Here is a 19,850-nt window from a genome sequence, read left to right as displayed (position 1 = left end):
CCCCCCATGCCCTACCGGATCTCCCGCCGCGCCTACGCCGAGACCTACGGCCCCACCAGCGGCGATCGCCTGCGGCTGGCTGATACCGAGCTGATCCTGGAGGTGGAGAAGGACTTCACCGTCTACGGCGATGAGGTGAAGTTCGGCGGCGGCAAGGTGATCCGCGACGGCATGGGCCAGGCCCAGACCACCCGCGGTGCCGGGGCGGTGGACACCGTGATCACCAACGCCTCATCCTCGACTGGTGGGGCATCGTCAAGGCGGACATCGGCCTGCGCGACGGGCGCATCGTGGCCATCGGCAAGGCCGGCAACCCCGACACCCAGGCGGGGGTGACGATCGAGGTGGGCCCCGGTACCGAGGCCATTGCCGGCGAGGGTCACATCCTCACCGCCGGCGCCATCGACACCCACATCCACTTCATCTGCCCCCAGCAGATCGAAACGGCCCTGGCCAGCGGGGTCACCACCCTGCTGGGGGGCGGCACCGGCCCGGCCACCGGCACCAACGCCACCACCTGCACCCCCGGCGCCTTCCACATCGGCCGCATGCTGCAGGCCGCCGAGGGGCTGCCGGTGAACCTGGGCTTCTACGGCAAGGGCAACGCCAGCACCCCCGAGGCGCTCGAGGAGCAGATCCGCGCCGGCGCCTGCGGCCTCAAGCTGCACGAAGACTGGGGCACCACCCCGGCGGCGATCGACTGCTGCCTCACCGTGGCCGACCGCTTCGACGTGCAGGTGTGCATCCACTCCGACACGCTCAACGAGGCGGGCTTCGTGGAGGACACGATCCGCGCCATCGGCGGCCGCACCATCCACACCTTCCACACCGAGGGGGCCGGCGGCGGCCATGCCCCCGACATCATCCGCATCTGCGGCGAGGCCCATGTGCTGCCGAGCAGCACCAATCCCACCCGTCCCTACACCTGCAACACGCTCGAGGAGCACCTCGACATGCTGATGGTGTGCCACCACCTCGATCCGCGCATCCCGGAAGACGTGGCCTTCGCCGAATCGCGCATCCGCCGCGAGACGATCGCCGCCGAGGACATCCTCCACGATCTGGGCGCCTTCTCGATCATCGCCAGCGATTCCCAGGCCATGGGCCGGGTGGGGGAGGTGATCACCCGCACCTTCCAGACCGCCCACAAGATGAAACTGCAGCGCGGCAGCCTGCCGGAGGACGCGGCCGCCGGCGGCCGCCACGACAACGCCCGGCTCAAGCGCTACATCGCCAAGGTGACGATCAACCCCGCCATCGCCCATGGCCTCGACAGCCAGGTGGGCTCGGTGGAAGTGGGCAAGCTGGCCGATCTGGTGCTGTGGAAACCGGGTTTCTTCGGCGTCAAGCCGGAGCTGGTGATCAAGGGGGGCTCGATCGTGTGGGCCCAGATGGGCGATGCCAACGCCTCGATCCCCACCCCCGGCCCCGTGCACGGGCGGCCGATGTTCGGTGCCTTCGGCAAGGCCCTCGCCCCCAGCTGCCTCACCTTCGTGAGCCAGGCCGCCCTGGAGGCCGACATCCCACGCAGCCTCGGCCTGGAGCGCCGCTGCGTGCCGGTGGTGAACACCCGCGGCATCGGCAAGAGCGCCATGCGCCTCAACGACGCCCTGCCGAAGATGGCGGTGGATCCCCAGACCTACGAGGTGTTCGCCGATGGCGAACTGCTCACCTGTGAGCCGGCCGAGGTGCTGCCGATGGCCCAGCGCTACTTCCTGCTCTAGGAACTTCCCAGCGCCACCAACGGCACACGGGAGGGAGCTTTCGTAGCAATCCACACCGGCCAGCCCCTGGCCGGCTGCCCATGATTAGGGGGAGCGAGCAGGGCAGGGATGTTCACGGACTACAAGCCCCACCGCGGCTACGACGAGTACTTCAGTGCCGCGGACGAACCCCGAAGAGCCCTCTCCCCCCTGCTCTCCTCCCTGGGCCAGCTGGGCCTCGAAGAGCTCAACCGCAACCACGTGGCCGCGGGCATGCTGCTCAAGCGGCTTGGTGCCACCTTCCGTCTCAACGGCTCCGGCAACCGGGGGGTGGAACGGATCCTGCCCTTCGACCCCCTGCCGCGGCTGATCGCCTCCAGCGAATGGCTGACCCTGGAGCGGGGCCTGGTGCAGCGGCTCGAAGCGATCGATCACTTCCTGGCGGACGTCTACGGCGACCAGCTGATCCTGCGGGACGGCATCGTGGCGCGGGAAGACCTGGAGACCTCCCAGGGCTGGCGGCCCCAGATGCAGGGATTCAAGCCGCCGCTCAACAAGTGGTGCCACATCTCCGGCCTGGATCTGATCCGCGATGGCCAGGGCACCTGGCGCGTGCTGGAAGACAACCTGCGCTGCCCTTCAGGCGTGGCGTATTTCCTGGAGAACCGCCGCGTCATGAAGCGGATGTTCCCCAGCCTCTTCTCCGGCCGCACCGTGCAGCCGATCGACGACTACCCCTCCCACCTGCTCCAGAGCCTGCGGGAGCTGGCCCCCTGGACGGAGCGCCCCACGGTGGTGCTGCTCACCCCCGGGGTGTTCAACAGTGCCTACTTCGAGCACAGCTACCTGGCCCAGCAGATGGGCATCCAGCTGGTGGAGGGCCGCGACCTGGTCTGCCAGGACGACCGGGTGTGGATGCGCAGCACCGGTGGTCTGGAGCCGGTGGATGTGATCTACCGCCGCATCGACGATGACTTCCTCGATCCGGCCGTGTTCCGTTCCGATTCCATGCTGGGCGTGCGGGGGCTGATGCAGGCCTACAGCGCCGGTCGGGTGGCGATCGCCAATGCCCCTGGCACGGGGGTGGCGGACGACAAGCTCATCTATGCCTATGTGCCCGAGATGATTCAGTACTACCTGGGGGAGGAGCCCATCATTGAGAACGTGCCCACCTACCTCTGCTCTCGCGACAAGGATCGGGCCTACGTGCTTGAGCACCTGAGCCAGTTGGTGGTGAAGGCGGTGGCTGAAGCGGGCGGTTACGGAATGATGATCGGCCCCCATGCCGGCCAGGAGGAGATCGACGACTTCGCCAAGCGCATCGAGGCCAACCCGCGCAACTACATCGCCCAACCCACCCTGGAACTCTCCACCGTGCCCTCCCTGAGTGAGGGCGAGCTGTTCCCCTGCCATGTGGACCTGCGGCCCTACGTGCTGCGGGGCAAGGGCGCCTGGGTGAGCCCCGGCGGTCTGACCAGGGTGGCCCTGCGGCGCGGCTCCCTGGTGGTGAACTCCTCCCAGGGCGGGGGCTGCAAGGACACATGGATCGTCAGTGAGCGTGGCGATGGCCAGCTCCAACTGCAGGGCTCCAGCTCATGCTGAGCCGCGTCGCCGATTCGCTCTACTGGATCAACCGCTATGTGGAGCGGGCTGAGAATATCTCCCGCTTCGTGGAGGTGAGCGAGGCCATGGCCCTCGACTGCCCCCCGGGCAGCGCCGAACCCTGGCTGCCCCTGATCGATGCCAGCGGCGAACGGGAACTCTTCGACAAGCTTTATACCAATGGCAGCCCCGACGATGTGATCGAGTTCCTGGTGCGGGCTGAGGAAAATCCCAACAGCGTGGCCAACTGCATCGCCATTGCCCGGGAGAACGCCCGGCAGATCCGCGAAGTGATCACCACCGAGATGTGGGAGCAGCTCAACGACATCTACTGGACGCTGCAGGAGAATGAAAGCTTCTGGAAACAACCCCCCCAGGAGCAACTGCGCGACATCCGCCGGGCTTGCCAGCTCTTCTACGGCATCACCGACTCCACCCTGAGCCGCGATCTCTCCTGGCAATTCAGCCGGCTGGGGCGGCTGCTGGAGCGGGCCGACAAGACCACCCGCATCCTCGATGTGAAGTACTTCCTGCTGCTGCCCTCCCCCGACGAGGTGGGCGGCGTGCTGGATGAACTGCAGTGGATCTCGCTGCTGCGCAGCGCCGGGGCCTACCAGATGTTCCGCCAGGCGCGTCAACAGGCGATCGAACCCCGCGCCGTGGCCGGCTTCCTGCTGCTCGACCCGATCTTTCCGCGCTCGGTGCGCTACTGCCTGGAGCGGATTCAGGACACCCTCAGGATCGTGCAGGGCCGCTCGGTGCCCGGTGCACCGGACGAGCTGGAGTGCCTCAGTGGCCTCACCCTGGCCCGCTGGAGCTACACCCGCATCGACGACCTGTTCGCGGTAGGCCTCCATGAGGCCATCGACGCCCTGCAGAGCGACCTCAACCGACTGCACAACCTGATCGAGGGGCGCTACTTCGTGGCGACCAGCCTTGAGTCCCAGAACGCGGATCCGGCATGCGTGCGCGCCTGAAGCACTCGTTCAGCTACCGGTACAGCGCGCCTGTTCTGCTCGGAGCCCATCGCTTCTGTCTCAAGCCCCGGGGCCATGGCTTTCAGACGTTGCTGGACTTCCAGCTCAGGATCGATCCTGAGCCCAGCTCCCTGTTCCCCCTGATCGCCGCCAGTGGTGATGAGATTCTGCGGGCCCGCTTCGGCGGCTCCTGTGACAGCTTCCGCATCGAGGCCAGCAGCACGGTGGTCTCCCACGCGCCGCCGGATCTGCAGGCCTGCCTGGAGGCCAACGAGCCGCTGCTGCCCTACCCCGTGGGCCACCTCAACGGCGACCTGCAGGGCGCCCTCGGCGGCTGGCTGCCCAATGGCCAGCACGACCCCGCCGCCGTGGACATGGCCCAGGAGGCCCTGATGGGCAGCGACCAGCGGGCCCTGATGTTTCTCGATCAGCTGGTGGAGATGATCCAGGACCGGGTGAAGTACACCCAGCGCCACGTGGGTCCCGCCTGGCCTGCCGGCCGCACCCTCAAGGAACGGGTGGGCTCCTGCCGTGACCTGGCCATGCTGATGGTGGAGGCCTGCCGCTGCGTGGGCCTGCCGGCCCGGTTCGTCAGCGGCTACCACCTGGTGGATCCCGCTCCCGAGCAGTACGACCTGCACGCCTGGACGGAGGTGTACCTGCCGGGAGCCGGCTGGCGCGGCTACGACCCCAGCGGCAAGGGTCCGGTCGACGATCGCTACATCACCCTGGCCACGTCCTCGAAGCCGGAACTCACCGCGGCCATCACCGGCTGCTTTTCAGGCCCAGCTGGGGTGAGCAGCAGCTTTGACTGGCTGATCGAAGCGGAGATTCTCGATCCCGTCGCCCCCCTGGAGGCCAGCCTGCCCCTGGGCTGATCGCGGCGGGGCTGGGTGGTCAGCATTCAGCCAACACGCCTTACCAGTGCAGACCGTGCAGTTTGGGCAGCGGCGCGGTTTTGAAGGTGGTGGCGAACAGCCTCGGAATCCTCCGGCTGTTGTAGACGCGGAATTCCTGCACCAGGCTGACACCCGGTTCGCGCACAGCCTGGTTGAGCACCACCGAGCCGTCAGGATCGGAAACGGAACGATGGAAGGTTCCCGGCGGAATCCTGAGGATGTCGCCGCCCGTATCGAGCCGCACGATGTGGAAGGGGTAGTTCCAGCCGAAGTTCACCAGATAGAAGGTGCGGCCGCCGTGCAGGGCGAGCAGATTGTCCTCCTGGTGGGGATGCAGGTAGAACTGCCAGGCTGCCGTGGCCGGATCGTCCGGAGGGGAGGTGGCGGGCCCCGAGTGGATCACCAGATCCCGGGCATTGGACGCGGCCACAGTGATGTCGAAGAAGCGCACCGCGGGGGTGTCGCGGAACTTCTCGTAGGGGATTAGCTCGAACATCGGCGCCGGTCTCGGCGTTGTGGCAGTCATGGCAGTCGGTGTTGGGCGCGCACCGGTTGGGCGTAATCCAGTGAACCGAACACCGTACCCCAGCCAGTGTGGCCGCCACTACCAAACGGCCGACCGCCTGGGCAGTTTCTGCACTGGGCCGCAGGGGAGTGGCACGGGCCAGAAGGTGGCCGGCACAGCAGGTTCAGTGCCTTGTCGTATCGATCAACACACGAGAATCACAGCCATGACGACATCATGAAGGGGCTCCATCTTGCAGCACATCAAGCAGCAGAGGGCCCACAGATCAGCTGCTTGGCTGCCACATCAGATCTCAACTTTTATGACCATGTCATCAACACCTGGCTCCAGCGGATCGCCCTTGACGGCCGCACTTCTGAAGGCCAAGAAAGCCAAAGGACTCAGCTTCTCCGAGCTGGGTGAGGCCCTTGGTCGCGATGAAGTGTGGGTCGCCTCATTGTTCTATGGCCAGGCCTGCGCCTCCAGCGACGAAGCCACAGCCCTGGCCGGTTTGCTCGCCCTGGATGGCGACACCGAAGCCGCCCTGCAGACCTACCCCACCAAGGGCAGCCTGGATCCGGTGATCCCCACCGATCCCCTGATCTACCGCTTCTACGAGATCATGCAGGTGTATGGCATGCCACTGAAGGATGTGATTCAAGAGAAGTTCGGCGATGGCATCATGAGCGCCATTGACTTCACCTTGCATGTCGACAAAGAAGCCAACCCCACGGGAGACAGGGTGAAGATTACCATGTGCGGCAAGTTCCTGCCCTACAAGAAGTGGTGAACCACTTCTTGAACCCATAAAAAAAGACCGGGCAGCGTTGCTGCCCGGCACTTGTGACTGATACGAAGAAGACTGCGCCGATTCTCAAGATAGACGTTCAGCTGCAGTGGAATCGCAGGGGCTGAACTTAGCGCGCTCCCAGCTCGGCGGCGAGTTCCCTTTCAAGCTTTTCATCATGCCTGGTGGGCAACACATTGCTGATCGGAGAGCGGTGGGTACTGTAGAAGAGCATGCCGATAAACACCATGCCACCCACAATGTTGCCGAGCGTCACCGGCAGATAGTTCCAGAAAGCGATCTGAAGGAAACTCACGCCTGAACCCAGCAAGGGGCCCGTGGTGTGCAGGAACATGTTCACCACGATATGCTCCATCCCCAGCGCCTGGAAGGCAGTGATGGGCAGCCAGCAGGCCAGGATCTTGCCAGGAACGCTCTTACTCACCAGGGCCAGGGTGACTCCCAGGCAGACCAGCCAGTTGGCAATCAGACCGCGCAGGAAGGCAAGAAAAAATCCAAGAGCTCCGAGGTTCTGATACTTGGCAATCACATTGGCTTTGTTGAGGCCGATGATCTTATTGGCCACGGCCACCCAGTCACCGGCCCCGGTGGCCAGATCTGCCGTTCCTCCACTGGTGAGGCTCATGGCAAAGAGGATGCCGACCAGGCCCGTGCCGAGGAAATTGCCGATCCACACCCACATCCAGTTGTGGAAGGTTTTCTTCCAGGTGGTCTTGCCGGCCCAGACCGCCATCGGCAGTAGGGCAAAATTACCGGTGACCAGTTCCATGCCAAACAGCACGATGCTGGCGAAGCCAAAGGGGAAGATGAATGATCCAATCCAGGGAATGCCCGTCTGCACCATGATGGTGAGGGCCAGACACAACGCCAGACCAAGCACGGATCCGGAGTAGAAGCCTCGCAGCAGAAGGTTCTTGACGCTGACGCTGGACTTCTTGCCTCCAGCGGCAATCATCCCATCGACGAGCTCATTAGGTAAGACGTAATCCATGAAAGAGGAAAGATCGAAGTAACAGAGATCAGCTGGCCCTGGAGAGCAGGCTGGTGATCAGCGACTGATGCGATTCATCAGTTGGCTGAAGGGATCCTCGGATGGGGTGGACCGCACAGGTTCGGAAGACTCAGCCCCAACGGAACTGAACCAGTTCACGAAGCGAGAGAAGGGATCTGTTCCGGAACCAGCGCCCTTGGGGGAAGGCGTTGTGGTTGGAGCTGAAGCAGACGTGGGGAAGGGAACCATGGGAGGGAGGAGAAGATCAAAAGCAATGCCGATGCCAACGCCGATCAAATCCGTCCACGAACTCGCCGCACCGGTCCACGGGGGATGGTGCTGCAGCAGGCCGGCCGGACTGCCACAGGAGCACGAGCCCGCGAGGCCGATGACCAGGCGGATTGAAGTTGACAAACCAACAGCGACTCGGGCAGCCGGTGTAGAGGCGCCCAAGGCAGGGAGGTTGAAAAGTTGTGGAGTCAGCGTCTGAAAATCTGAAGCCCGTGGGCTCCATAAAACGAAGCAATCAGAAGCTGCCTACACGTGCAATCCGAAAAACGGAGGCAAGAGATCGAACGAGCCGATCTCTGCACCCATCCATTAAGCCACTGGATGATGTTCGCTCCTGTAGCTCGTGTTACCAACCGAACCTTCGGCCAGGATTCGACAACATGGCTGGAGCCGCTTTGCTCAGGTCTTGCGGCCGATCTCTCCCCACACCCGCACAGCGCCGGATCTGAGCATCTGCCACACCTGGGTCATGGCCTCAAAATCCTGCCCCAGGGCGGAGCGGCGCTGGGGAGGGCGCTCACTCGCCCCACGCACCAAGGCAGCCCGCTGTGGAACCCGGACAGCCCCCCTGGCCTGGCCGCGATTGGAGCGTGGAATGGCACGGGGGACAGCACCGGGGGCCATGACATTCAGTGCACAGAATCCCACTGCACCAGAGGCGGGCGCGTCATCCTGTGTCAGCCACTACCGAAAGCCAGTCTCACGCCCCGTGGCGTGCTGCCGCTGGAGAGATCAGAACGGAATCGGCATCTCGGCGTCCGCCGGCAGCGGAGCGCAGGCCTCCACCCGCTCGGCCACCATCGCCCCCACCACCACGATGGAGGGGGAGCTGAACCCCTCAGCCGCCACCTGATCCGCCAGGCCACCCAGAGTCGCCACCAGGCTGCGCTGTCCCCGCACCGTGCCCTGCTGAATCACGGCGGCCGGGGTGGACGGATCCAGCCCGCCTGCCATCAGCTCCTGGCAGATCCTGGCCAGGTTGTGGAGGCCCATGTAGATCACCAGGCCGTCACTGCTGCGGGCCAGCCCCTGCCAGTCCACGCCCGGTCGGGCCTTGTCGATCTCCTCGTGCCCGGTCACGAAGGTGACGCTGGAGCCGGCGCTGCGGTGGGTCACGGGAATGCCGGCATAGGCCGGGGCCGCAATGCCGGAGGTCACGCCAGGCACCACCTGCACGGGAATGCCATGGCTCACCAGGTGGGCGGCCTCTTCCCCACCGCGGCCGAACAGGAAGGGATCGCCGCCCTTCAGCCGCACGATTGTCTGGTGGCGGGCGGCCAGCTCCACCAGCACGGCGTTGGTGCTGGGCTGGGGCACCGAGTGATGACCGCGCCGCTTGCCCACGAAGTGCCGCTCGCAACCCACGGGCACCAGGTCCAACAGGGCCTTCGGCACCAGAGAGTCGTACACCAGGGCACCGCAGTGGCGCAGCAACCGGTGGGCCTTGAGGGTGAGCAGCTCTGGATCCCCGGGGCCAGCTCCCACCAGATACACCGTGCCGAGCGGCGGAACAGCGCTCATGGCAGGGCCACGAGCAGATCCAGTAAGCCGTCGCGCAGGCGGGGGCGTTGCAGCAGCGGTGGTCCGCTCCAGGGCGAGAGGGCATCCGTCAACCGGTTCGCCGCCAGCACCAGCGGCAGCACCGGCGGCCTGAATTCCGATCCCGCACTCTGGGCCCAACCGTTCGGCCGCGCCCCCTCTGGAGGTGGGCAGCTCGGGGCAGCCAACACCTGCACCAGCTCATCAGCAACCGTCGCAGTGTATGGAGTGGCGTGGCAGCGGGCTTGGCAGAAGCGTTCCAGGTGGGTCAGGTAGCGGCTCGCCAGGCCCTCCTGCAGGGGATGGTGGAGCAGCAGAGGGGTCGTGGCCGTGCCCTCTGCCGCCGCCCACGCCCTGGCCAGGGCCAGGAGCTCCAGGCGCAGGGCCCGTTGCCAGAGGGGCCACGCGCCCAGAAAGGGCAGCCGCAGCACCGGGCCGCTGCCGCGCCAGGCGGCACTGAGGGCCGGCACATCCCCCCGCACATGGCCCCCCGGCAGGAGCAGCAGGGGCATCAGGGTGATCGCCCCCCCTGCCGCCGCCTGCCGCAGCGGTCCCACGGCCGGCCCCGCCGTGCCGGTGAGGCTCTGCAGCACCACCGGGGCTCGGCGCCGTCGCTCCACATCAGCCCGCAGCGCGTCCAGCTCCGCAGGGATCACGCCGCCGCCGCGGCCATGCACCACGAGCACGAGAGGGTTGGCCGGCAGGGCCGAGAGTCGCCGCTGCCGCCGCCGCTGCACGGCAGGATCCAGCCGCTCGGGCTCGACGCCGGCCAGGGCGAGACGGGGCTGGGGCAGCCGTGCCAGCAGATCCAGGGCGGTGGCCGCCAGGGAAGGATCGAGATCCGTGAGCAGTCGCCGCAACAGGCGGCGCAGGGGCGGCAGCGGCCAGATCGGCAGACCCACCGCCAGCCCCTCAAGGGCTGCGCGACGGCAGGGCCCCGGCTGGGGTGAGGCCAACCAGCCCGCCAGCAGGGCGAAGTCGGCGGGGTCCCGCTGGTGGCCCACCAGGGGCAACAGCCACTGGGCCCGCTCCGCGGCCCAGGGCTCAGCCAGAGCGGCGCGCAGGCGGGCCGCCAGAGACGGGTGCCGCTGCTGGCCGATCACCTGCAGCAGGGCAGGATCGGCCCCGGCGTTGTGCAGCCACCACACCAGCAGCCGCTGGGCCGCCGCAGCGTCAAAGCGGCTGGCCAGGGCGGCGATCAGATCGGCGTCTGGCCGGAGCTCACCGGCTTCGATCGCCAGCAACCAGGGCTCCAGCGGCAGCGCGGCACTGCGGCGCAGACGCTGCAGCCAGAGCCAGCGCCCGGCATCTGTGGTGGCAGGCAGGTTCCGGGGAAGCAGAGGGGAGTCAGGGGGCCCTGCCACAACGCCCTCCAGCCGACTGGGCCTCAAGAATGGCACCGGCGACGGGACAGGTGAGGGCTGTTCTGTAGCCACCGATACGTTTGATGTGGGACAAGAGCTGCCGTCAGGCACCGGCTATATCACTGAACAAGGCAGAAAGGCAAAAGACCATGGGCCGGAGTGCAATCGGCAGGTGCGTGACCCAGGAGCGAATTGACGGAGCCCGGCTGGCCGCCGTGAAGGAACAACAGTTGCTGGTGAGCCTGGCCCAGCAGTTGGCTCAGGCCCAGTTCCGCCAGGGGGATCAACTGCGCAGCCGTCGTCTCTGGAAAGAAGCGGCACTGCTGGAGCTCGACCCTGAGCGGCTCACCCACCTGCTCTACGCGGGTGTCGAGAGCGGCGATCGACAGGCCCTGGTGCAGCTCGACCAGAGCTGGTGCGGCAGCCAGGACAGCCGATCCCGGGGTGGATCGGTGCGCTCCTGGCTGCGGAAGAGGGTGTTCGGGCAGCGGCCCTCAGGCAGCCGCAGCCTTGCGCCGCGCACCGAAGCGGTCCACCAGCAGCTGCTCCATCACGTCCGGTAGGTCGCTGAGAGGCACACCCTTGTCATGCAGCTCAGCCAGCCTCGGGTCGGCGTCCATGGAGCCGCCGAGGAAAATCTTCACGGCTTCCACCATCTCGCCGTCCTTGCGGGTCTTGGCTCCCATCAGGCCGATCTGACCCATGTAGGGCTGGCCGCAGGCGTTGGGACAGCCGGTCCAGTGGGTGCGCACCCCATGGGGCAGCTCCACCCGCCGCTCCAGCTCCTCCACCAGCTCCTGGGCCGTGCTCTTGGTGGGGATCAGGGCAAAACTGCAGTAGGCGTTGCCGGTGCAGCTCACAGCCTCGGCCTGCAGGTGGCCGGGATCGGGGCGGAAGCGCTGCAGCAGCGGCTCGGCCAGCAGCGCCTCCTGGCTGGCTTCCGGCACGTTGACGATCAGGGCGTTCTGGGCCTCGGTGAGCCGCAGTTCACCGCTGCCGTACTGCCGGGCCAGACCGGCCAGGGCCAGCATCCCTTCGGCATCGAGACGGCCCATCGGCACGTGCAGGCCCATCCAGCCGAGCCCCTCCTGGGCCTGGGCATTCCAGCCGAGGCCATCCCGGGGGGCCCGTGTCACCAGGTGCGTGCCGTCGTGGGGCTGGAGCGAGGCCATCGCCTCGCCGCCGGCCAACGCCCCATAGGCCGCCTTGATCGTGTCCCTGTAGGTCTCAAGCCCCAGCTCATCGATCAGATACATCAGCCGGCTCTTGTTGCGCAGCTTGCGATTGCCGTTCTGCTCGAAGTGCAACAGCACCGTGAGGGCAAAATCAGGCAGCTGATCAGCCCGCAGCCACAGGCCGAGCGGGATGGCGAGTTCGTTACGCTGGGCTGAGAAGAAGCCGCCCACCATCACGGTGAAGCCGAGCTCGCCGGCGTGATGGGCGGGCAGGAAGGCGAGGTCGTTGTGGAGCAGGAAGCTGTCGGGGGCACCGCCGACGGCCACGTTGAACTTGCGCGGCAGGTTGCGGGGGCCATCCGGCTGGAACAGCCGCGCCTGAATCGCCTGCACGAGGGGGCGCGTGTCGACGATCTCCTCGGGATCGATGCCGGCCAGGGGGTTCCCGGTGATGTTGCGCGGGTTGTCGTGTCCCGACTGGCGACTGGTCAGGCCCACGCGCTCCATGGCCTCCAACAGCGGCGCCATGTCCTCGAACAGCAGGCCCCGCAGCTGCAGGTTCTGGCGGGTGGTGATGTCGGCGCTGCCGTGCTCGCCGCAGCGATCCACCGCCTCGGCGAGCAGCTCCAGCTGCTCAGCGCTGACCACGCCGTTCGGGAGTCGCAGCCGCAGCATGAAACGGCCGGGGGTGACGGGCCGGAAGAAGATGCCCATCCACTTCAGCCGGATGGTGAGGGTGGCCTCGTCGAGGCTGTCCCAGCCGGCAGCGGCCAGCTCGGCCAGCTGGGGTTGCAGATCGAGGCCGCAGAGATCGGCCTTGGCCTGCTCCACCTTGGTGAGGGCGGAGCTGGGAGTGGTCGCTTCAGGGGTCGTGGAAGTGCTCATGGAAGAGGGAAGCGGCGCACCGAAGGCACGCCCAGACAACGCGGCCGTGAACAGGACCCCACGGCACCACCACACCTCACCCCATCGGTCGGGAGGGGATGAGGCCGGTGAACGCCAATGAGGGATGCGTTGTCCGGAATGGGAGGACGGCGCCTGGGCGCGGCCGCTTCCCTTCAAGATGAGCTGGGATCTGCAATCACAGACCGGTCCTGATCCTGCAGGCAAGGGCAGTGATGGGGTGTCGTGGTCGTTACGGATCTGTCATCCCTGACCTGGCTGGCCTCAGCGCTCGCCCAGGGCACTCCAGAGGCTGGCGGGATGGGCCACCACCGCGGTGTCTCCCCCGGCGGAAGCTGCAGGGGCCGCGTCGCGAGGAAGGCCGGCCAGCAGTTGAACCCCCAGGGACCCCACCACAAACATGCCGACGAAGGCGAGGGCGACGCCGAGGGGAGAGCCGGCGCTACGGGTGGTCTGCAGCGGAGTGGCCATGGCGGAGCTGCCGAAGAACAACCTTCAGTATCGAAGCTGGATGAGGGACTTCAGAAGCGGGCGCCAGCTTGGGGGGCGGGGCTCCACGCCCCCACCAGAGCTGATCCGGGCGCCTCGAAGACGCTGTTGGGCCGCAGCTCAAGGCTCACCAGACCATGCAGGCATCCGAGCAGAAGCCCGCAGCAGGCAGCCCATCGCATCGGCGCACCCAGTTGTGAGCATGAACTCTCTCCAGCCAGGGGGCGATCGGGATGCAGCGGTTGGTACCGAACCGAAGCCGCCTGGCTCCGGCGCCAATCTTCAGGATGTCTTCCGTGTCGGTTGATACTTCTTTCCCGTTCTGGCCTTTGTTCGGTGGGGCACACGCTGGACGATCACTGGTGACAGCATGGAGTTCTCGACCATGCAGCCCGTGCGGCCCACGCTGCCCCCTCCCCTCAGCCCTTGATGGCGCTCCCTTCCGGCACCCTGCCCAACGCCTCGCCTGAGACCGGACTGAACGGCCATGCCCCTGCTGCCGAGCTTCTGTCTGGCCGTGAGCGTTTCAAGCACTATCTGCAGAAGGTGGGCAGTGGCGAGCACACCAGCCGGGGGCTGAGCCGGGAGGAGGCCGGCCACGCGCTGGAACTGATGCTGCTCGAAGAGGCCACGCCGGCCCAGATCGGCGCCTTTCTGATCGCCCATCGGATCCGTCGGCCCGAGCCCCAGGAACTGGCCGGAATGCTGGATGTCTACCGGCGCCTGGGGCCGAGCCTGCGCAGTGCCGAGCCTGCCCTCTGCTTCGGCATGCCCTTTGACGGCCGCACCCGCACGGCCCCCATTTATCCGCTCACCGCCCTGGCCCTGAGTGCGGCCGGGCTGCCCGTGGTACTGCAGGGGGGGGGCCGCATGCCGGTGAAATATGGCGTGCCGGCCATCGAGCTGTTCGCCGCCCTGGGGCTGGAGCTGCAGGGGCTGAACCTGACCACGGTGCAGGCAGGGCTGACGCAGCACCGCCTGGCCCTGGTGCACCAACCGGACCACTTCCCGCTGGCGGAGAGCCTCACGCCGATCCGCGACGACCTGGGCAAGCGCCCCCCCGTGGCCAGCCTCGAGTTGCTCTGGACCGCCCATCAGGGCCCCCACCTGCTGGTGAGCGGCTTCGTGCATCCCCCCACCGAAAGCCGGGCCTGGAAGGCCCTGGAACTGGCCGGCGAGGCGATGGCCATCACGGTGAAAGGCCTCGAGGGCAGCACCGACCTGCCGATCAGCCGCGCCTGCATCACGGCCCGGGCCCAGGGTGGTGATGGGGAGCGCCTGATCCTTCACCCGCGCGACCACGGCTGTTACGACAACGATGCCCTCTGGCAGGATCTCGAGAGCTGGCGCGAGCAGGCCCTGGCCGCTCTCGGTGGCCAGGGGCCCCTGGCCACCGCCCTGATCTGGAATGCCGGGGCCTATCTCTGGTATGGCGGTGTCTGCCAGGATCTGGCTGCAGGCGTGGCCCGCGCCACAGATCTGGTCCAGAGCGGAGCGCTGCTGGATCAGCTGCGTGCCCTGATCCAGTGGAGACACGATGCTTCCTGAAGGCTCCCATCCTTGCTCCCACTGCTTCGGCTTCGAGCGCGACTTCGTCGGGAACTGGCGCTGCATTCCCCTCTGCCTGCGCCGCAAGCTCGATCTCTGCGGTGTGAAACTGCGGCTCAACCACTGGCTGGCCCTCACGGAAAGCCAGCGGGATCAGCTCGTGCTCTGGCCTGACGGCCCCGACGACCTGGCGGCCCTGGCGGCCGAGCTGCGCCAGAGCACGGCGGCCATGGCGGACGGCGGGGTCACCTCCCTGCCCATCCCCCGCGAAGCCCCCTGGCAACACCCTGGAGCGCCCCCCGCTGAGGTGAGCAGCTCAGCCGCAGAGCTGGGCTATGGGCTGGGGCCTGACCAGTGGAATGGTCTCTCGGAGCTGGAGCGGTTTGCTCTCTGCAAGCTGGCCCGCCCCGGCCACGACCATCACAACCTGCCAGCGGCGCTGGTGGAGCTGTTTGCCCCGACCGGGGCCACCTCCTGAACCCTGGCGACGGCCACGGCGGCGGCCTTGAGTTCGGGCTGCCTGGAGATCGGGCAGGCCTGCTCGTGCAGCAGGGCGTTGGCCTCACAGGCCTGCTCCTGCATGAAGCCCCAGTGCATCGGCAGAAACACGGTGCCCGGTCGGATGCGCTCGGTCACCGTCGCCCGGGCCGTGATCGTGCCACGCAGGGAGCGGATCTCGGCCATGGCGCCATCCTCCAGGCCGAGGGGGCCGGCATCCTCGGGGTGAATCTCGAGCAAGGGCTCAGGATGCAGGGCGTTGAGGCGAGGCACCTTGGCGGTGCGCGTCATGGTGTGCCACTGGCCCAGGTAACGGCCCACCGTGAGCACCAGGGGATACCCGTCGCTGGGAGCTCCGCCAGGCCCATGGGCTGCTCGGCGATGAAGCGGGCCCGACCACTGGCGGTGGGGAAGTGGTGGTCGGTGTACAGGCGCCGGGACTCTTGGCTGGGAGCTGAGCCGCAGGGGAAGGGCCACTGCTGGGGACCCTCGCTGGCCAGCAGGGCGTGGCTGAGGCCGGAGTGATCGCAGAGACGGCTGGCGGTGAGGGCGGCCAGCTCGGCGTAGACCTCCGCCGCGGAGCCGTAGCTGAAGGCCTCAACGAAGCCCAGCCTGCGGCCCACCTCCGCGAACACCTGCCAATCGGGGCGCGCCTCGCCGGGGGGCGGCCGAAAGGCCGGACACAGGGTGACCCGCCGCTCTGAATTCACCATCACCCCGGGCTTTTCACTCCACTGGGCCGCAGGCAGCAGCAGGTGGGCGTACTGGGCGGTCTCGGTGTCGGCATAGGCATCGCTGAGCACCACCAACGGGCAGCGGCTCACGGCGGCCTTGACCCGCTCCAGGTTCGGCATGCTCACCAGGGGATTGGTGGCCGCCACCCACCAGAGATCAAGGGCACCAGACTCCATTGCCTCCACCTGCCGCCAGGCATCGAGGCCAGGCGCGGGATCGATCGCGCCGGCCCCGAACCGCCAGGCCGCCTCCACCACGGCCCGGTGGGAGGGATCCACCACCGTGCGATAGCCCGGCAGCAGGTGGGCCAGCCCACCGGCTTCGCGGCCGCCCATCGCATTGGGCTGGCCGGTGAGGGAAAAGGGCCCCGCTCCCACCTTGCCGATCTGGCCGGTGAGCAGGTGCAGGTTGATCAGGCCCGCCACCTTGGCGGTGCCCTCCACGCTCTGGTTGAGGCCCATCGACCAGAGGCTGAGCACGCTGGGGGCCTGGCCCCAGAGCCGGGCCAGCTGCCGCAGGGCCGCCTCAGAGATGCCGCACAGCCGGCTGACCCGCTCGGGGGTCCAGGCCTGCAGGAGTTCGGCATAGGCGGCGAAACCTTCGGTGGCCTCCTCGATGAACTCCACGTCGATCGTGAGCGCCTGCACCATCAGATGGGCCAGGCCGTGCATCAGCACCAGGTCGGTGCCGGGGCGAATCGCCAGGTGCAGGTCGGCCGCGTCGCTGGTGGCCGTCTGCCTGGGATCCACCACCACGATGGTGACGCTGCCGGGCTGGCGCCGTTTGCGCTTCAGCAGCCGCTGAAACAGCACCGGATGGCACTCCGCCGTGTTGGTGCCGATCAGGAAGGCCACGGCGCAGTGGTCGAGATCCTCGTAGCAGCAGGGGGGGCCATCGGAGCCGAGGCTGCGGGCATAGCCCGCCACGGCCGAACTCATGCACAGGCGCGAGTTGGCATCGAAGTTGTTGGTGCCGATCGCCCCCTTGAGCAACTTCTGGGCGACGTAGTAGTCCTCGATGTGAAACTGGCCGGAGCCATACATGGCGATCGCACCGGGGCCCTTGCTGGCCAGGGAGCTGCGGATCCTGGCCACGATGCGATCGATGGCCTGATCCCAGCTGATCGGCTGGAAGGGCTCGTCCAGGCTGGCGCGAGCCAGCGGCTGGCTGAGCCGTCCGTGGCGCAGGGTGTCGCACACCGTGGCCCCCTTGATGCACACCTGCCCAAGGCTGGAGGGATGGCGCCGATCCCCCCGGGTGCCCCAGAGGGGAAGGCCGTCGGCGTCGCGCCGGGTGGGCTGATTTTTGGCAGCAGGGGGAAGCAACTCCAGGCCACAGCCCACGCCGCAGTAGGGGCACTGGGAGCGCACCGAGCCTGGTGGGGAAGCAGCCATGGGGCTCAGAGAACAGGCGGATAAAAAAGGGGCCGACCCAGGGCCGGCCCCTCAGCAGCGATGCGGTTGAGGACCCGGATCAGACCAGCGGCGCGGAAGCCACAGCCGTTTCTCCTTCGTGGAGCTCATCGAAGGATCCCTTGGGCTCCTTCAGCACGAAGTAGCAGAGGAAACCAACGATCAGACCAGCCACACCCAGAACCTGGAAGAAGGCACTGTTGGAGGCAGCCACCACGGCGGGGGTGGGTTCGGCATCGGCGGCACCGGACAACCACAGCGGCAGCAGGCTGTAGATGGTGAGGTAGGCCACGGCACCCACGTTGCCGTAGGCGCCCACCATGCCGGCAATCTGGCCTGTGACCCGACGCTTCACCAACGGCACCATGGCGAAGGTGGATCCTTCCCCTGCCTGCACAAAGAAGGAACACAGCATGGTGATCACCAGGGCCAGCAGGATGCCGGCGGAACCGACGAACGTTCCGGGCTTGATCATGCTCATCAGCAGATAGCCGAAACCAAGACCAACCGTGAGGAAGCCCATCGTCGACTTGCGCGACCCGAGCTTGTCCGAGAGCAGGCCGCCGCCGGGACGTGCCACCAGGTTCACAAACGCGAAGGCCGAGGCCAGGATTCCCGCTGTGGCCTTGGGCAGGTCAAAGGTGGTTTCGAAGAAGGTGGGGAGCATGGACACCACGGCCAGCTCCGAGCCGAAGTTCACGATGTAGGTGAGCTCGAGAATGGCCACCTGCTTGAACTCATAGCGATCCTCCTTGGGATACACCTTGGTTCCGGCGATCAACTCCCTGTTGGTGCGGATGATGCCCCAGGTCTGGAACCCGAAGAACAGCAGCACCAGCACGATGGCGATGGCAAAGCCGGTGTCATCGAGAAACTTCACCTTCTGAAGGCGCCAGGCCAGCACGGCCAGGATCACGCCGAAGGGCACGTTCATGCCGATCAGGCCCCAGAAGTCCCGCATGGAGGTCACCTCCAGGCCAGCCGTCCTGGCGGGGCGCTGGTAGGTGCGGCCAGGCGGGGTGTCTTCAACGTTGAGGTAGTAGAAGACGCCGTAGATGGCGGCGATGATGCCGGATAGGGCAATGGCGCCGCGCCAGTTGAGCACCACGCCATCGACCGCGAAACCACCTCCGAAGGAGAGCCAGCCGGCCAGGGTGACCATGGTGAGGGCCGAGAAAGCGGAACCGAAGTTGCCCCAGCCGCCGTAGATGCCTTCAGCCAGGCCGATCTCCTTGGGCGGGAACCATTCAGCCACCATGCGAATGCCGATCACAAAGCCGGCGCCCACGATCGAAAGCAGCAGGCGGGCCACCACCAGCTGGTTGAAATCCTGAGCGAAGGCGAACAACAGGCAGGGAAAAGCCGAAAAAACCAGCAGCGCCGAGTAGGTGAGGCGGGGCCCGTACTTGTCGAGCAGCATTCCAATCAGGATGCGGGCCGGCACAGTGAGGGCCACGTTGCAGATTGCAACGGTGCGAATCTGGGGCACCGTGAGGCCCAGATCAGCCTTGACGGTGGTCGCCAGCGGCGCCAGGTTGAACCAGACAACAAAAGTGAGAAAGAACGCAAACCAGGTGAGATGCAGCGTCTTGTATCTCCCCTGGAGAGACCAGAGTTCACCGAGCATGTCGAGGTGGAATTATGATCGAAGCTTCCGAACGCTGAGCCAGACCTGATGGGCGGCGCTTCATGCAAGCCGCGTGGCAACTACACCAGAGCGTCTGATTCTTTTCTGTGGTTGACGCTACCGGGATCAGCCGATGCTGTTCCACGCCATTGGAACTGATCCCGCCCCAGGCCCCCCTGCGCTGCTGCCTGCTGAGTGGCGGCAGCAGCCGGCGCATGGGCCGGGACAAGGCCCTGCTGGACCATCCCGCCGGGGGGAGCTGGCTCAGCCACACCCTGGGGCTGCTGGCTGAGCTGGGGGCCCCGATCAGCCTCTGCAGCAATCACCCGAGCCATCGCCAGCTGGCAGAGCAGCTGCGCGGGTCCAGCCGGCTGGGCCAGGGCCTGCCCCTGGCTGCCTCCCTGCAGCTGATCGAGGAACCCATCCCCCCCCAGGGCCCCCTGCAGGCCCTGGGCCATCTGATGCACTGCCACCCCGGCGAGCGCCTTTTGCTCTGCCCGGTGGACATGCCCTGGCTGGATCGGCCCAGCCTCGACCAGCTGCAGCGCAGCGCCGAGGAACGGCCCCGGCAACTATGTGTGGCCTGCGATGGAGCGCGCCTGCACCCCCTGCTGGGGATCTACCCCGCCAGTGAGGCCATGCGCCGCGATCTGCACAGCTGGCTGGCCCAGGGGCACCGCAGCATGCACAGCTGGCTGGCCCGCCACACCATCCACCCCGTGCTGCTGCCCGCCAGCGCCCTGCACAACTGCAACCGCCCCGAAGACTGGCCCTAAGACTGGCC

Annotated in this window: 16 protein-coding genes and 2 pseudogenes; 9 read left to right on the top strand and 9 right to left on the bottom strand. The window is 66.9% G+C overall.

The annotated features are described in order from the left end of the window. Positions 1–6 precede the first annotated feature (6 nt). From ureC to IQ220_RS13200, 4 genes and pseudogenes are all read left to right on the top strand, one after another. Positions 7–1,724: pseudogene (gene ureC, locus IQ220_RS13215) on the top strand (urease subunit alpha). Between the two features lie 108 nt (positions 1,725–1,832). Beyond that, complete coding sequence (locus IQ220_RS13210; RefSeq protein WP_193915560.1) at positions 1,833–3,305, top strand: circularly permuted type 2 ATP-grasp protein; 1,473 nt, start codon at positions 1,833–1,835, stop codon at positions 3,303–3,305. Then, positions 3,299–4,282 carry an alpha-E domain-containing protein gene (locus IQ220_RS13205; RefSeq protein WP_193915557.1) on the top strand — a complete coding sequence of 328 codons (984 nt, stop codon included), beginning with the start codon at positions 3,299–3,301 and terminating at the stop codon, positions 4,280–4,282. Before IQ220_RS13210 ends, IQ220_RS13205 begins: the two co-directional genes overlap by 7 nt. After that, positions 4,267–5,160, top strand: a complete 894-nt coding sequence (locus IQ220_RS13200; protein WP_193915554.1) for a transglutaminase family protein — start codon at positions 4,267–4,269, stop codon at positions 5,158–5,160. Before IQ220_RS13205 ends, IQ220_RS13200 begins: the two co-directional genes overlap by 16 nt. A gap of 40 nt (positions 5,161–5,200) precedes the next feature. Here the strand turns inward: IQ220_RS13200 and IQ220_RS13195 are convergent, their stop codons facing one another. Then, entirely contained in the window at positions 5,201–5,677 is a 477-nt protein-coding gene (locus tag IQ220_RS13195) for a redox protein (protein ID WP_193915552.1), read from the bottom strand. A gap of 337 nt (positions 5,678–6,014) precedes the next feature. Here IQ220_RS13195 and cynS point away from each other — a divergent pair, with 337 nt between their 5' ends. Further along, positions 6,015–6,476 (top strand): cyanase, encoded by a 462-nt coding sequence (cynS, locus tag IQ220_RS13190; RefSeq protein WP_186700865.1) that lies wholly within the window; start codon positions 6,015–6,017, stop codon positions 6,474–6,476. 127 nt (positions 6,477–6,603) lie between these two features. Here the strand turns inward: cynS and IQ220_RS13185 are convergent, their stop codons facing one another. The 4 genes from IQ220_RS13185 to IQ220_RS13175 form a co-directional block, all read right to left on the bottom strand. Beyond that, complete coding sequence (locus IQ220_RS13185; RefSeq protein WP_186697758.1) at positions 6,604–7,485, bottom strand: formate/nitrite transporter family protein; 882 nt, start codon at positions 7,483–7,485, stop codon at positions 6,604–6,606. A gap of 690 nt (positions 7,486–8,175) precedes the next feature. After that, positions 8,176–8,310 (bottom strand): hypothetical protein, encoded by a 135-nt coding sequence (locus tag IQ220_RS16135; RefSeq protein WP_255510574.1) that lies wholly within the window; start codon positions 8,308–8,310, stop codon positions 8,176–8,178. 198 nt (positions 8,311–8,508) lie between these two features. Then, positions 8,509–9,297, bottom strand: coding sequence for a uroporphyrinogen-III C-methyltransferase (cobA, locus tag IQ220_RS13180; RefSeq protein WP_186697762.1), 789 nt, complete (start codon positions 9,295–9,297; stop codon positions 8,509–8,511). Next, positions 9,294–10,679, bottom strand: a complete 1,386-nt coding sequence (locus IQ220_RS13175; protein WP_193915549.1) for a hypothetical protein — start codon at positions 10,677–10,679, stop codon at positions 9,294–9,296. Before IQ220_RS13175 ends, cobA begins: the two co-directional genes overlap by 4 nt. A gap of 176 nt (positions 10,680–10,855) precedes the next feature. Here IQ220_RS13175 and IQ220_RS13170 point away from each other — a divergent pair, with 176 nt between their 5' ends. Further along, positions 10,856–11,242 carry a hypothetical protein gene (locus IQ220_RS13170; RefSeq protein WP_193915547.1) on the top strand — a complete coding sequence of 129 codons (387 nt, stop codon included), beginning with the start codon at positions 10,856–10,858 and terminating at the stop codon, positions 11,240–11,242. On the opposite strand, the gene IQ220_RS13165 is transcribed toward IQ220_RS13170, so the two are convergent. Together IQ220_RS13165 and IQ220_RS13160 are read right to left on the bottom strand one after the other, a co-directional pair. Next, on the bottom strand, positions 11,174–12,739 hold the full coding sequence (locus IQ220_RS13165) for a ferredoxin--nitrite reductase (protein ID WP_193915544.1): 1,566 nt from the start codon (positions 12,737–12,739) through the stop codon (positions 11,174–11,176). The genes IQ220_RS13170 and IQ220_RS13165 overlap by 69 nt on opposite strands. Before the next feature lie 282 nt (positions 12,740–13,021). Then, a complete protein-coding gene (locus IQ220_RS13160) occupies positions 13,022–13,228 on the bottom strand; it encodes a hypothetical protein (RefSeq protein WP_193915541.1) in 207 nt (68 codons plus the stop codon). A 447-nt stretch (positions 13,229–13,675) separates the two neighbouring features. Between IQ220_RS13160 and IQ220_RS13155 the strand changes: the two genes are divergently transcribed. Then, positions 13,676–14,794, top strand: coding sequence for an anthranilate phosphoribosyltransferase family protein (locus IQ220_RS13155; protein WP_193915539.1), 1,119 nt, complete (start codon positions 13,676–13,678; stop codon positions 14,792–14,794). Then, entirely contained in the window at positions 14,784–15,272 is a 489-nt protein-coding gene (locus tag IQ220_RS13150; RefSeq protein WP_193915536.1) for a nitrate reductase associated protein, read from the top strand. Before IQ220_RS13155 ends, IQ220_RS13150 begins: the two co-directional genes overlap by 11 nt. Here the strand turns inward: IQ220_RS13150 and IQ220_RS13145 are convergent. Further along, positions 15,215–17,421: pseudogene (locus tag IQ220_RS13145) on the bottom strand (molybdopterin oxidoreductase family protein). The gene IQ220_RS13150 and the pseudogene IQ220_RS13145 sit on opposite strands and share 58 nt — an antisense overlap. A gap of 79 nt (positions 17,422–17,500) precedes the next feature. Next, positions 17,501–19,066 (bottom strand): NarK family nitrate/nitrite MFS transporter, encoded by a 1,566-nt coding sequence (locus IQ220_RS13140; RefSeq protein WP_193915533.1) that lies wholly within the window; start codon positions 19,064–19,066, stop codon positions 17,501–17,503. A gap of 149 nt (positions 19,067–19,215) precedes the next feature. On the opposite strand from IQ220_RS13140, the gene IQ220_RS13135 reads away from it, so the two are divergent. Beyond that, positions 19,216–19,842: a molybdenum cofactor guanylyltransferase gene (locus IQ220_RS13135; protein WP_228009213.1), complete on the top strand. Its 627-nt coding sequence runs from the start codon at positions 19,216–19,218 to the stop codon at positions 19,840–19,842. The last annotated feature ends 8 nt before the right edge of the window (positions 19,843–19,850 follow it).

The sequence above is a fragment of the Cyanobium sp. LEGE 06113 genome (assembly GCF_015207615.1).
The sequence above is the reverse complement of the archived record's forward strand: the minus strand, read 5'-3'. Positions and strand labels throughout refer to the sequence as shown.